This is a genomic window from Chloroflexota bacterium (genome assembly GCA_009840625.1).
GTDB lineage: Bacteria > Chloroflexota > UBA11872 > UBA11872 > VXNJ01 > VXNJ01.
Map to the genome: position 1 here is coordinate 19,417 of VXNJ01000007.1, position 12,862 is coordinate 32,278.

A 12,862-nucleotide genomic window follows, 5' to 3' on the forward strand; every position below is an offset into this window, starting at 1 on the left:
AACCTGGTCCCGGGACTTGGCCCCCGGACGCTTACGCTATCGCCTGCTCACCATGAAACGCGGCCCGGATGTCGGCGGCAATCAATTCCGGCTCCTCGGAGGCGGCAAAGTGCCCGCCGCGCGGCATTTCGGTGAATCGCTGCAGGTTGTAGAAGCGGGCAATCCACTCGCGCGGAGGGTGGATCATTTCCCCAGGGAAGCTCGCGAATGCGGTCGGAACCGCGATCGGCCGATCTACCGGCAGGACTTGCGGTGCCTGGATTCGTTCGAAGTAGATGCGGACCGAGGACGCGATCGTCTGTGTCGCCCAGTAGATTGTCAAGTGGGTCAGCAATTCGTCCTTGCCGAAACGCGATTCGACGTCGCCGCCGCAATCGCTCCAGGCCCGCCACTTTTCGATGATCCAGCCCGCCAAGCCGGCCGGAGAGTCGTTCAATCCGTAGCCCAGCGACTGCGGCTTGGTTCCCTGCTGGTGTCCGTATGAACCCTCCGCCCACTGCCATTGGGCGCGCGCGTCCAAGTAGGCGCGTTCGTCCGCGGTAAGCGTGGACTCGTCCACCGCCGGCGAATCTCCACCGGCGGCCATGAAGTGCAGGTGGATGCCCTCCACGACGTCGGAGTGATCCCGCCCCAGGGCGGTCGAAATTCCCGCGCCCCAGTCTCCGCCGTGCGCCAGGAACCGCTCGTATCCAAGGACATCGGTCATCAGCTTGCGCCAGATCGCGGCGATACCGCCCACGTCCATGCCGCGCCGGCGGGGCTGGTCGGAGAAACCGTAGCCGGGCATGGAGGGTATGACGAGATCGAACGAGGCCCCCTCTGGGGCGCCGAACGAAGTTGGGTCGGAAAGCGGGGCGATGACCTTCTCGAGCTCGACGAAGGTGCTGGGCCAGCCGTGCGTTAGAACCATCGGCCTTGGGTTCGGTCCCTTGCCGCGGACGTATACGAAATGGATATTCAGCCCATCGATTTCGGCCTTGAAGTGCGGGTATTGGTTGAGCCGCCGCTCCTGGGCGCGCCAGTCGAAGTCGTCTTGCCAGTAGTTGCAGAGTTCGCGCAGGTAACCCTGCGGGGTCCCCAGGTCCCAGCCCACCGCCTCGAGCTCGCCCGGCCAGCGGGTGCGCCGCAGGCGCTCGCACAGGTCCGACAACACTGCGTCGGCGATGTCGATCCGGAAGGGTTCGATCGTCACGCTCGGATTCCTTCGGCGTTCATGGGCGACAGGCAACGTCCGGCTTTTTTCTGGTCAGCCGAACGATCCGACCGGGACTATTCTGGGCCCCGCCCGGACGCCCCATTCGCGCAAGGATGACGGTTCCGGGCTTCGGGCCGGGATGGCCATTGGAATTGCCATTCGGCGCGAGAGCCGCCGTAGCGATCCGTCAGTCGCCGAAAAACGCGTCCCGGATGTCGGCCGCCAGCAGTTCCGGTTCCTCGGAGGCTGCGAAGTGTCCGCCGCGCGGCATTTCGGTGTAGCGAACCAGATCGAAGAACCTGCCCACCCATTCGCGCGGCGGGTGGGAGATTTCCACCGGAAAGCGGGCGAAAGCGGTTGGCACGGCGATCGGCCGGGCGGGATCGAGCAGCGGCGGGGCCTGCTGGCGTTCGTAGTAGAGCCGGATCGAGGATGCGATCGTGTTGGTTGCCCAGTAGATCGTCAAGTGAGTTAACAATTCGTCCTTGGAAAAACGCGACTCGATATCGCCGCCGCAGTCGCTCCAGGCGCGCCACTTCTCCACGATCCAGCCCGCCAGACCGGCCGGGGAGTCGGTGAGCCCATAGCCAAGCGACTGGGGGCGGGTGCCGTGCTGGTGGGAGTACGCCCCCTCCTGGGCCTGCCATCGCGTCCGCCCGGCCAGGAATCGGCGCTCGTCGGACGACAGCGAGCTTTCGTCCAATCCCGGGAATTCGCCGGCGGCGGCCAGGAAGTGTAGGTGCAGCCCTTCCACGACGTCGGCGTGGTCCCGACCCAGCGCGGTCGATACCATGGCACCCCAATCGCCGCCGTGGGCCAGAAACCGTTCGTAGCCCAGGACGTCGGTCATCAATCTGCGCCAGATTGCCGCGATCCGAAAGGGATCCATGCCGGGCCGGCGCGGCTGGTCGGAGAAGCCATATCCGGGCAGCGACGGCACGACCACGTCAAAAGAGGCGCTCGGATCGGCACCGACCGCAGCCGGGTCCGCCAGCGGGGTGATGACTTTTTCGAGTTCGACGAACGTGCTGGGCCAGCCGTGGGTGAGCACTAATGGCTTGGGGTTCGGGCCCTTGCCGCGCACGTGCACGAAATGGATCTTCAGCCCGTCGATTTCGGCCAAGAACTGCGGGTACTGGTTGAGTCTCCGCTCCTGGGCGCGCCAGTCGAAGTCGGTTTGCCAGTAGTGGCAGAGTTCGCGGACGTACCCGAGCGACGAACCGTATTCCCAGCCGGCGCCTTCGATCTCGCCCGGCCAGCGGGTCCGCCGCAGGCGCTCGCTCAGATCCGCGAGCACCGGATCTTCGACGTTGATCTTGAACTGTTCGATCATCGGTTTGGTTCTCTCAGATGCTCAATTCCGCCCGGTAGCGGCCGGATTCCAAGGACAGAGTCGGACGATCGCGGATCCAACCGGCGAGCGCCGGCCGCAGCGGGGCGGGGGTTCATCTTGATTGCGCCGGATTGTTGCAATCGGTTGACTCCCAGTCCAGTCCAATCCGCTCCAGGGTGGCAATGAAATCGGGCGGCGGCTCCGACCGCCACCGCCGCATTTCACCGTCCGGCAGGGCAACTTCGACCGCGCGCGAATGCAGCATATGCCTCCGCGCGCCGGATCCGTCGCCGTAGAGCGAATCGCCAAGCAACGGATGGCCCAGCGCCGCCAGATGCACTCGCGCCTGGTGGGTGCGGCCGGTGATCAGGTCGATCTCGAGTAGCGCCGTTCTTTCGGCCGCTGCGAGAACCCGGTAGGCGGTCGTAGCCGGGCGGCCGCGTGCAGACCGGACCGATTGCGCCCGGCGGTTCTCCACCGACCGCCCAATGGGCGCTTCGATCAGCGCCTGCGGATGTTCTGGTACGCCGCGGCAAATCGCCAGGTAGGTCTTGGCGACCCGCCGCGCGGCGAATTCGGCCTGAAGGTGCAGGAATGCTTCTTCGGTGAGCGCCGCCAGCATCACCCCGGAGGTCTGCAGGTCCAGCCGGTGCACGATGCCGGGCCGCACCGATCCGCCGACGGCGGCGATTTGCGGGTAGCGGTGCAGCAGACCGTTGACCAGGGTTCGGTCGGGGTGGCCGGGGCCCGGATGGACCGAAAGGCCGGCCGGCTTCACGAGCGCCAGCACTCCCTGATCCCGGTCCAGCACCTCAAATGCGACATCCTGGGCGACGATGTCGATCATTTCGGTCGGGGCGCCCATGAATTCGATCTCGTCGCCGGCCGAGATCCGGCGCGCCGGCCGCGCGATCTGCCCATTTATGGTGCCGGCGCCGGCGTGCAACTGCTTCTGGATCGCCGAGCGGCTTTGATCCGGCAGGCGCGCGGTCAGCGCGCGGTCGAGTCTTTCACCGTTGTCGGCCTCGGATGCCGTAAAGCGCAGCGCCGGTCCCTGCGCCGGGTTCATGCGGTCGGCGGCAGGGCCTGGGGATCGCGCTCCAGCTTGCCGAATATGACCAGTACAACCAGGACCACCATGGAGACGTTGATCGCCGAATCGGCCAGGTTAAATACCGGCCACCACCCCAGGTCGACGAAGTCGACGACGTGTCCCAGCCGGAAGCGGTCGATGAGGTTACCGGCCGCGCCGCCGATAATGCATCCGAGTACGATCCGCGCCAGCAGGGTGGGCTGGCGCAGGTATCTGAGAAAAATGGCGATGACCGCAGCAAGCGCGGCGAGCACGAACAAGATCGTCACCCAAGACGAAAGCGCGCCCGAAAAGATGCCGAATACGATACCGTCGTTGTGCACCAGTCGGAGTCTCAGCAACGGCTCAATTACCCAGAGGGCCTGACCGGGACGCTCGTCCAACAGGTCCGCGATAACGACTTTGCTCAGTTGGTCTAGAGCCGCGATAAGCGGCGCCACCGCCAGGGTGGGAAGGTACGCCCGCCACCCGATCCGCGGGGCCTGCTCGAGCGTTGGGTCAATCGGTTTGGCCAGGGTCCCGACCTTTGTTCTGACGGCCGCAATCGACGGGGATCAATTATCCCGCCGGGGGCGGAAGTGATCGGTCCGCTGGCCGACCGGCGACCGGCGTTGTTTGAGATTGCCGAGACGATCCTGCTTGCGCTGGTCATCTTCTTCGGGGCGCGCCTTTTCGTGCAGACGTTCTCGATCGACGGCCGCTCAATGCAGGCCAGTTTCGAGCCCGGCGAGTACGCCCTGGTCAGCAAGGCCTCCTACGGCCTGGGTTCCCCGCAGCGCGGCGACGTGGTGGTCCTCTACCGGCCCGGAAAACCCACCGAGGAGCTGCTAAAGCGCGTGATCGGGCTGCCCGGCGAGGAGATCGCCATCCGCGGCGGCCAGATCCTGATCAACGGTCGCGAACTTGACGAATCCCAGTATCTGGGCGACCTCGAGACATCCAACTTGGCTTCGACCGCCGTGCCCGCCGGAGCCTATTTCGTGCTGGGTGACAACCGCTCGGTGAGCCAGGATTCGCGCAGCTTCGGACCGGTCCCGCGCGAAGCGATCGTCGGCAAGGTGGTACTCGTGTATTGGCCGATCGATCAGGCCCGGACGGTACCCGATCCGATCCTCAAGCTTGCCGCCTAGTCGTCGCGTTCGGGAAGCCCCAGGGGCCAACTGCGACGCAACTTGGTCACCGTGTCCGGCAATTCCTCCGGCAGGACCTTGGTTTCGCCCAGGACGGACATGAAATTGGTGTCCCCGGGAAAACGCGGCACGACATGGTAATGAAGGTGGTCCGGGATGCTTCCCCCGGCCGTGCCACCCAGGTTCGCCCCGATGTTGAATCCGGCCGGGCTGTACGCAGACCGGAGCGCGGTCACCGTGGCCCGGGTGAACCGGCCGAGTTCGTCCAGTTCCGGATCGCTGAGATCCTCCAGTTCGCCGACGTGGCGGTAGGGCAGGATCAGCACGTGCCCGGTGTTGTAGGGGAACCGGTTCAGCACCGCAAACACTTTGCTCCCCTTGGCCACCACCAGCCCCTCCGGAGCCGCCTGCGGATCGGGATCGATGCAGAAGGGGCAACCCCTGGGCGCTGAATCCTTAATGAACTGCATCCGCCACGGGCTCCAGAGCCTCTCCAAGTTCTCTCCCCGCAATCACCGCTGCTCCCGATTATGTATCCGGCCCGCCGGCCCGCCGGTCCGCCGGCGGGAGGCCCAATGATCGACATTGCCCCGAATTTGGAAGAGGTCTTCGCCGCCCTGCCGCCAGGTTCCCGGCGGTTGCTCGAACGCTTCAACCGGATGCTGGTTTCGGACGCCGCCGTGCGCGGCTACGTCGCTCGCTCGCCGGTCCGGCAGAGCTGGCAATCGCACATCCTCGATTCGCTGGCCGCGGCCCCGCTTCTCGACGCCCTCCTGGTTCAGCGGCCCGCACCCCGGATCGCCGACGTGGGGTCGGGCGCCGGCCTGCCGGGAATCCCCTTGGCGATCGCCCGCCACCGGTGGCATCTGACCCTGTTCGAGGAGCGCCGCGGACGAGCCCGGTTGCTGGACCGGTTCGTCAGCCAGCTCAAAGTCGATAACGCCCGACCCGAAAAGGACGATGCGGCCCGGCACGCGGGGCTATTTGACGCGACCGTGGCTCGCGCCCTGGCGCCACCTCCGAGGGCCCTTGAGCTGTGCCGCGGCCTGGTGCGGGAGAAGGGGGTGGTGGTCCTTTATCTGACCTGCGACCAGATGGCCGAATGGCCCGCGTCGGAACGGCCGGAACCGCTGGGGGTCGCCCGCTACCACCTGCCCGGGCTGCGTTCCGGGCGGATCGCCGTCGCCTTTCCGGCCGGAACGTTGGCGGCGAACCCGGGCCGGGGCTAAAACCGCCTATCATCTTGCCGGGCGCAGGGAGAGACCTTCCGTCCCTGCAAACTAGAATTTTCGCCGGATGCTTGAGCGGGCCCTGACTGCACAATTGGGCATGGCCGCAGCCGGTTTTAAGGAGCCCCACTGCAAATGGCCTCGACCTTTGACGACGTGGCGGACGTAATCAGCAACACGCTCCCCAACGTCGATAAAGATTCCCTTTCCATGGACACCACGTTCCAGGGCGACCTTAACGCCGATTCGCTGGACTTGGTCGAACTGATCATGGAGCTCGAAGAACATTACGATCTTTCAATCCCGGACGAGGACGCCCAGGAAATCGCCTCGATCGGCGACGCCGTCCGTTACATCGAAGAACACCAGTAGTGGGACCGCCGCTTGTCGGGGCGCCTGGCGCCGCCGGCGCGTGGCACTGAACCTGCCCGCCCGGCATTGCCGCTCAATGCGCCGGTGCCAGGCGGAGGCAGTCGCGGTAAGGTGGGCAGTTGAGCGAGACTTCCGAAATCGGCGCCCGCCTGCGCGCGGTCATGCGACACTACCCGACCGGGGTGACCATCGTAAGCACCTCGGACGGGGGCAACCCGCACGGGATGACGGTCAACTCGTTCACTTCCGTCTCGCTTGACCCGCCGCTGGTGCTGGTCTGTATCGCCCACTCCGCGCACTGTAACCAGATGATCAAGAATTCCGGGTGCTTTGCGGTGAGCATACTGGGTCACGACCAGGCCGACGTCTCGTCCGGTTTTGCCGACAACGACCCGGCAGCTCAACCCATTCACGAATTCCGGCATCACCGCTACGAACTGGGTTCGACCGGTTCTCCGCTGCTTGCGGGTGCGGTAGCGCACCTCGACTGCCGGGTGCAGGAAGAATTCGAGGTCGCCGACCATACCGTCTTCGTTGGTCTCGTCGAATACGCTCGCGAAGCCGACGCCAGGGCGTCGCTGGTCTTCTTCGACGGAAAGTACGCGCGTACCTAGGTGCCCGCCCGAATAGCCGGCCTGGGCATGGCCCTGCCCAAACAGGCGCGCACGAACCATGCTCTGGCCCAGATCGTGGACACGTCCGACGAGTGGATCTGGAGCCGGACCGGCATCCGCGAGCGTCGAATCGCCGCAGACGACGAATCCACCTTCAGCCTGGGGCTTGGCGCCGGCCGCGCGGCGTTGGAGCAGGCCGGTTTGCAACCCGAGCAGGTCGAGCTGGTGATAGTTGCCACAATGACCCCGGACCTGGGATCGCCGGCGGTTGCCAATCTGGTCCAGGACTCGCTCGGGGCACGTACGGCCGGCGCAATAGACATCAACACCGCCTGCACCGGCTTTATCTACGGGCTCTCGCTGGCCACGGCGATGGTCGATACCGGTCAGGTGGGCAACGCGCTGGTCATCGGGTCCGAGACCATGTCGCGCATCCTGGACTGGTCGGACCGGTCGACCTGCGTCCTGTTTGGCGACGGGGCCGGCGCGGCGGTGATCGACGGCGGCGGCGCGGACCGCTCGTTCCTGGCCTTTTCGCTTGGTTCGGACGGGGGCGGGGCAGGGTCGCTTTACCGTGCCAACAGCTACGGGTTGCTCGACCAATTTCCCGGCGCAAATGGATCGCTAGATCTGCAGATGGACGGTCGTGAGGTCTACAAGTTCGCGACCAGGGCATTGACCGACACGGTCGTGGCGACCGCCGAAAAAGCCGGCGTGGCAGTAGAGGACCTGGACCTGATCGTTCCCCACCAGGCCAACGTCCGGATCATCAAATCAGCCGCCGAACAATTGGGCCTGCCGATGGAGCGATTCGTGGTAAACGTCGAGCGCTACGGGAACACGTCGGCGGCCTCAATACCGATCGCCCTGGCCGAATCGGACGCCAGCGGACGTCTTGCCGAATCGAACCTGGTCATGCTGGTTGCGTTCGGGGCCGGGCTCTCCTGGGCCGGCGCGCTGCTAAGGACCGGTTCCTAGAGGGAGAATCGCTCCCGGCAGGAGGCGATCAGGGGTTAATCAGGGCCCAGTCGACCAGCGCAGCAAGATCCTCGTCGCTGCCTTCGAAAACGAACAGGACCCACTGGCCCTTGTCTTCGTCCACTTCTTCGGGAACCATGATCATGGTCCGGGCCACGTCGTCGTCATGCAGCGCGATGATCCCGCCGAGATCGTCCTTATCCACGATGGGTTCGGTGTTTTCGGCAAAGTCGTACGGCAATTGCGCCACGACGTAATAGCTTTCAGATTCCTCTGCGTCACCGCTGTAGAAGACCGGCACCGTGACCGCGAAGGACTCGCCCGGCCGGGCCCGGTAACTGGATTGGTCCAGTCCGGTAACCAGCGAATTGCCGCTGGAGTCCTTCTGCCCGGTCAGGATCAGGGTCTGGTGCGACTCGATGTCGGAGAGGATGTAGCCGGGGATGCTGTCCAGATCGTAATTGCCACCCCTAGGATCGCCGCTTTCGTGGGGCGAATTCCGGGAGAAGTCGATCACCACGCCGCGATCGCGGTCTCCCACCCCGTCGAAGATTCCACGCGGGAGCCTGCTGGCGCCCTTAAGGTGCAGCTTTGTCAGCCCGCTCAGGCCTTCGAGATCGCCGCTGCTTAACGCGAATGTCCGGCCGTCGTCCGTGTCTTCCAGATCCAGGGAAGTGATTGCCGACAGGTCCTTGAGGGTGATGTCGTCGCCGCGGTGGGTTATCGAAGTTATGTCATCCAGCGCGTCCTCGATCGCATCCTCCACCAGGCTGCTGCGGTCAGAGACCAGGACCCTGGGGGCGTCGGCGTCGCTGACTACGATTTCGGCGACCGAAATGTCCAGCACGTCGGTCAGGTCCACCGATTCGCGGCGGCCGGTCCCGTCGCGCTCGCGGTAGGCGTCGGCGTCGGCGTCGATTTCAAGCTCGAAGTCCCAGTCCGGGTCGTTGTCGTTGTCGGATTCGACGTAGACCGGCCAGTAATAGACGACATTGCGGGCGTCCCCGTTAAGGAGCATGTTCTGGCCGATTTCGATCAGGTTCCGCTCGTCCGAATCGGCGTCAACCGTGGCGCTGACGACCAGTGAATCCTGGTCCGATTCCAGTACCCCCGGAAACGCGACCGAAACGTAGCCCATGCGGTTTTCTTTGGTCGAGTAAACGTCGGTCTGAAAGCCGGTCCGGGCCGAACCGCTGACCGTGAGCGCGATGCCGGTGCCTATGGGGATGTTGCGGAAATCGACGTCCGAGATTCGGTAGCCGGTTCCGGTCAGGTCAATGAGGCGGACTTCGCCCCGTTCACCGAACCCGATGAGGTCCTGGGGCACGGAGTCCTCGTTGAAGTCGCTGAGTTCCAGCAGCAGTTTGTAGTCGGAATCCGAAATCGAAAACCTGCCCGGCAATCTGCGTTCCAGTGCTGACGGAAGCGTCGAAAAGTCCCAGATTGCCAGACCGTCGAGTTCCAGTTCATCGCACCGGTACGAAGGCAGGTCGTAATTTGCATCATCCAGCAGCGCGTCGAGCAGCCAGGGCGAGAGTTCGCAGGCACCCAGGTCGGTCTGCCCGCGAGCGTTTTCCGAATTTGCAAAAAGCCAGACCGCAGCCAGCGCCAGCGCCAGGACGGACACTGCAGCCAGCGGCGCGCGCAACCGATTCGTCGCATGGGCTAGGTGCATGGAAACGTTCCGCTTCATCAACGGCGCAGGGGGTCTTGGATCCGTACCAAAGCGCCTATATCTAAGGATATTGGGTGCGCCCAGACCGCAGGAACCACGCACTCGCCAAAGGCGACAAACTGTACGGCCCGGGCAGGCCCGTTACGGGATCGGCGCGGAACAACTGCCGGCCGTACCGGGACAGCGCCGCCGTTACGACTAGCTATGAGCCATGGAGGAGTCGCTGCGCTGCCGCAGCGGAATGCCGGCGGAGTGGCTGATTGTCCCGGGCTGCTAATCGACCTCCATGAGTTGTAGCAGTCGGGTCGTCGTCCTCCAGTTGCGAATCGTCATGCTCTGGTAAACCGGCATCGAGGCGATTCGGCTGAGGTGGCTCCGGGATGCCTTGGCAATGAGTCGCGAGAAGTAGAGAACGCCCTCGCCCACCCAGGCTTCGTCGACGCCCGGTCTGACGCTGACATGCTCCATGGCGTCGTTCGGTGTCAGGAGAGGCATCAGGAATAGGACGTCGTAGCGGTAGGCATCCGGCTGAGTGCCGAACCCCGGCGGCGACCCTTCGACTACCGTCCGCATCTGGTCGCGGGACCGCAACGCGACCCTGGCCCCGTAGTCGAACTCCGCCGCCAGCATCTCCTCGATCCGGGCCGTCAGCGCTCCAGGCCCGCAATAAGCCGAACGGAAAACCACGTTTCCGCTCTGGATGTATGTCACGACGTCGCGGAAGCCTTCCGACTCGAAGCACTCCCGCAACTGGGCCATCCGGATCACGTTCCTTCCGCCCACATTGATTCCGCGGAGGAGCGCCAGCCAAGTCGTCTCCTGGGTTTCTTGCGTGGTCATGTCTCAGGCTTTCAGTAACTGGCCTTCAGAGAACGTCTGGACAACAATTCAACGCTTCCATGCACAAGCGTCGTTCCCGCTGATCCTTACGTTTCGGCGGATCGTCATTGCCGGAATCTCGCCAGGGAGAAGCGCGAGGCATTGCGGGGCAGTTCGATCTGAGCATCAGCCTCCAGGCACCGCTGGGAATTGCCTAGTCGCGTGGTGAGCCTCGTGATCAGCCGCCGAACAAGCGGCTGATCAACTCGGAGCGGTCGACGTTGGCAACGTGGGTAATGAACTCGTCCTGCAGCTTGTAGGCGATCACCAGGACCCAGATTAAGACCGCATGGCGGGCGAAGAAAGCGGGCGCGTCGCCCCGCTTGAATAACAGGATCGTCGCGTAGACCAGAAACAGCGGTTCGAGGAAATTCGGAAAAAGGAAAAATACGATTTCGTTGCCGGTGATGAAAAAGAGTGCCTGGCCGACCGTGCGCAGCACGAAAAATGCAATGACCGCGCGCCGAACCGGCCAGCGCCAGGCGGCGACAACCATGCCGACGTAGGTGACGTAGTCCGCTGACTTGTCGATGAGTTGGTAGACCGGGTCGGATAGCCCGAGCGGGATGAGCAGGTCGCCATCGACGCTGTCGAGGACAAAGTTGCCCCACCCCGCGAAGAAAGGGAACGGGATCAGTAACAGCGGCAGCAGGTATTTGAGCCCCACCACGGCGGCGATCAGAACGGCGTTGACGATGGTCCTCTCGCTTGGAGGAGCGGGCGGCTCCACTGCATCGAGCCCTGGCTTTTATACATCCGTGTAGGCGCGAAACCCCGCAGAACTGATCGCGGTCGACGGGGGTCAGATTCAAAGCGTTGGCGATCGGGTCGATGGCACGTCCAGTCCCGTGCAGCGAAAATCGCAAATCGTCCCCTCACACCAAAAGACAACAGCCGTCGCAATCATGAAACCGGAAGCGACAAGTCGCCTCGCCGCAATTCCGTTGGAAATCGGGCGAACCGGTCAGAGCGTCCTGCGCCGTAAACGTCGTGGCCAGGGAGATGTCCCGAGCGATGTGTGCTGGCGGGATCGTTTGTATTTGGTTTTTCTGTTCGCCGCCGCCCTGGCGATCTTGGCCGGCTGCGGCTCCCAGGGCGAGAGGGAACGGCCTTCGCTGGAGGACGCGGTGGGCCAGATGCTGGTTATCGGATTGCCCGGGGAACGCTTGAACGAGGAGACTTCCGCCTGGCTCGATGAGATTTCGCCGGGAGGCGTGATTCTCTTTGATTTCGACCTGCCTTCGGGGGGTGCCAAGCCGCGGAATATCAGTTCACCGGGTCAGCTGCGCGCATTGATCGCCGATCTGCAGGCGAAAGCCCCTATCCCCTATTTCGTTGCCATTGACGCCGAGGGCGGGCTCGTCAACCGGCTAAAGCCTGAATACGGATTCGTGGTCGATTTGCCAAGCCACCAGACGCTCGGCGCCGGCAGCCCCCAAGCGACGCTGGCGGCGGCTGCCGGGATGGCTGCGCAATTGAGCCAGTTGGGCATCAATTGGAACCTCGCCCCGGTCGTTGATGTGAACGTTTATCCCGAAAGCCCGGCGATCGGAGCCCTGGGCCGATCGTTCAGCGACGATCCGGATTCCGTGTCCGCGCACGCGGCCGCGTTTGCCGAAGCGCACGCCGCCGCCGGCGTCATCGCCACTTTGAAACACTTCCCCGGACATGGCAGCGCCGTTGGCGATACGCACCTGGGGGTAACCGACGTAACCGACAGCTACGTGCGCGACATGGAGCTGGCGCCGTACCGCGCCCTGATCGAAGATGGCCACGCGGGCGTGGTCATGACCGCCCATATCGTCAACCGCGAGCTTGATTCCCAGGGTCGCCCGGCCACCCTTTCGGCGCCGATTGTGACCGGCATATTGCGCGACGAGCTGGGCTTCGACGGCGTCGTCCTGTCCGACGACATGCAAATGGGGGCGATCGTCGAGCAGTACAGCATCGAACGTGCCGCGGTCGAGGCGATCAAGGCCGGCGTAGACGTCATCCTCATCGCCAACCAACTTTCCGACGATCCCACCGACCCGATCCGGGTCAAACGGGCAATCCTCGATGCGGTGACCAACGGGGAAATCTCGGAAGACCGCATTTACGAGTCGCTCGCCCGCGTGCTGGCGCTCAAGCACGGTTACGGCATCTACGACCCGCAGGCGTTTGGCGGTAACCGCGTTCCCTGGAAATGCTAGTTGCAGCAACCGCGGCGAGTATTACATCGGAAATTGGGACCGAGCAGGCAATACCGTCACAGGCGATAAACGCCCGTTGCCAATCCGTACACGATTCGGCCTGATTTCAATGGCGGTCGCCGCAGTTTTGACGGCCTCAAAGCACAATGATTGCAACTCATCCGTTCGGCTT

The 12,862-nt window shown here is 64.0% G+C and carries 14 protein-coding genes; 6 read left to right on the plus strand and 8 right to left on the minus strand.

Annotation, left to right across the window (positions count from 1 at the left end; genetic code table 11):
- Positions 1 to 31 precede the first annotated feature (31 nt).
- From F4X41_05060 to lspA, 4 genes are all read right to left on the minus strand, one after another.
- Positions 32 to 1,192 (minus strand): epoxide hydrolase, encoded by a 1,161-nt coding sequence (locus F4X41_05060; GenBank protein ID MYB16387.1) that lies wholly within the window; start codon positions 1,190 to 1,192, stop codon positions 32 to 34.
- A 190-nt stretch (positions 1,193 to 1,382) separates the two neighbouring features.
- On the minus strand, positions 1,383 to 2,528 hold the full coding sequence (locus tag F4X41_05065) for an epoxide hydrolase (protein ID MYB16388.1): 1,146 nt from the start codon (positions 2,526 to 2,528) through the stop codon (positions 1,383 to 1,385).
- A gap of 112 nt (positions 2,529 to 2,640) precedes the next feature.
- Positions 2,641 to 3,597: an RluA family pseudouridine synthase gene (locus F4X41_05070; GenBank protein MYB16389.1), complete on the minus strand. Its 957-nt coding sequence runs from the start codon at positions 3,595 to 3,597 to the stop codon at positions 2,641 to 2,643.
- Positions 3,594 to 4,166 carry a signal peptidase II gene (lspA, locus tag F4X41_05075; protein ID MYB16390.1) on the minus strand — a complete coding sequence of 191 codons (573 nt, stop codon included), beginning with the start codon at positions 4,164 to 4,166 and terminating at the stop codon, positions 3,594 to 3,596. The genes F4X41_05070 and lspA overlap by 4 nt, the downstream gene beginning before the upstream one ends.
- On the opposite strand from lspA, the gene lepB reads away from it, so the two are divergent.
- Positions 4,104 to 4,751, plus strand: coding sequence for a signal peptidase I (lepB, locus tag F4X41_05080; GenBank protein ID MYB16391.1), 648 nt, complete (start codon positions 4,104 to 4,106; stop codon positions 4,749 to 4,751). The genes lspA and lepB overlap by 63 nt on opposite strands.
- Here the strand turns inward: lepB and F4X41_05085 are convergent.
- Positions 4,748 to 5,221, minus strand: a complete 474-nt coding sequence (locus F4X41_05085) for an HIT domain-containing protein (protein ID MYB16392.1) — start codon at positions 5,219 to 5,221, stop codon at positions 4,748 to 4,750. The genes lepB and F4X41_05085 overlap by 4 nt on opposite strands.
- A gap of 60 nt (positions 5,222 to 5,281) precedes the next feature.
- Between F4X41_05085 and F4X41_05090 the strand changes: the two genes are divergently transcribed.
- The 4 genes from F4X41_05090 (at position 5,282) to F4X41_05105 (ending at position 7,944) form a co-directional block, all read left to right on the plus strand.
- Positions 5,282 to 5,980 carry a hypothetical protein gene (locus tag F4X41_05090; protein ID MYB16393.1) on the plus strand — a complete coding sequence of 233 codons (699 nt, stop codon included), beginning with the start codon at positions 5,282 to 5,284 and terminating at the stop codon, positions 5,978 to 5,980.
- Positions 5,981 to 6,115: 135 nt separating this feature from the next.
- Positions 6,116 to 6,352 carry an acyl carrier protein gene (gene acpP, locus F4X41_05095; protein ID MYB16394.1) on the plus strand — a complete coding sequence of 79 codons (237 nt, stop codon included), beginning with the start codon at positions 6,116 to 6,118 and terminating at the stop codon, positions 6,350 to 6,352.
- Positions 6,353 to 6,471: 119 nt separating this feature from the next.
- Positions 6,472 to 6,966, plus strand: a complete 495-nt coding sequence (locus tag F4X41_05100) for a flavin reductase family protein (protein MYB16395.1) — start codon at positions 6,472 to 6,474, stop codon at positions 6,964 to 6,966.
- Complete coding sequence (locus F4X41_05105) at positions 6,967 to 7,944, plus strand: ketoacyl-ACP synthase III (protein MYB16396.1); 978 nt, start codon at positions 6,967 to 6,969, stop codon at positions 7,942 to 7,944.
- A gap of 28 nt (positions 7,945 to 7,972) precedes the next feature.
- Here F4X41_05105 and F4X41_05110 read toward each other — a convergent pair whose 3' ends face one another.
- The 3 genes from F4X41_05110 to F4X41_05120 all read right to left on the minus strand — a co-directional run bounded on the left by F4X41_05110 (position 7,973) and on the right by F4X41_05120 (position 11,228).
- Complete coding sequence (locus F4X41_05110; protein ID MYB16397.1) at positions 7,973 to 9,619, minus strand: hypothetical protein; 1,647 nt, start codon at positions 9,617 to 9,619, stop codon at positions 7,973 to 7,975.
- Between the two features lie 273 nt (positions 9,620 to 9,892).
- Positions 9,893 to 10,459: a DUF1697 domain-containing protein gene (locus tag F4X41_05115; GenBank protein ID MYB16398.1), complete on the minus strand. Its 567-nt coding sequence runs from the start codon at positions 10,457 to 10,459 to the stop codon at positions 9,893 to 9,895.
- Between the two features lie 217 nt (positions 10,460 to 10,676).
- On the minus strand, positions 10,677 to 11,228 hold the full coding sequence (locus F4X41_05120) for a hypothetical protein (GenBank protein ID MYB16399.1): 552 nt from the start codon (positions 11,226 to 11,228) through the stop codon (positions 10,677 to 10,679).
- A gap of 175 nt (positions 11,229 to 11,403) precedes the next feature.
- Here F4X41_05120 and F4X41_05125 point away from each other — a divergent pair, with 175 nt between their 5' ends.
- Positions 11,404 to 12,690 (plus strand): glycoside hydrolase family 3 protein, encoded by a 1,287-nt coding sequence (locus F4X41_05125; GenBank protein MYB16400.1) that lies wholly within the window; start codon positions 11,404 to 11,406, stop codon positions 12,688 to 12,690.
- The last annotated feature ends 172 nt before the right edge of the window (positions 12,691 to 12,862 follow it).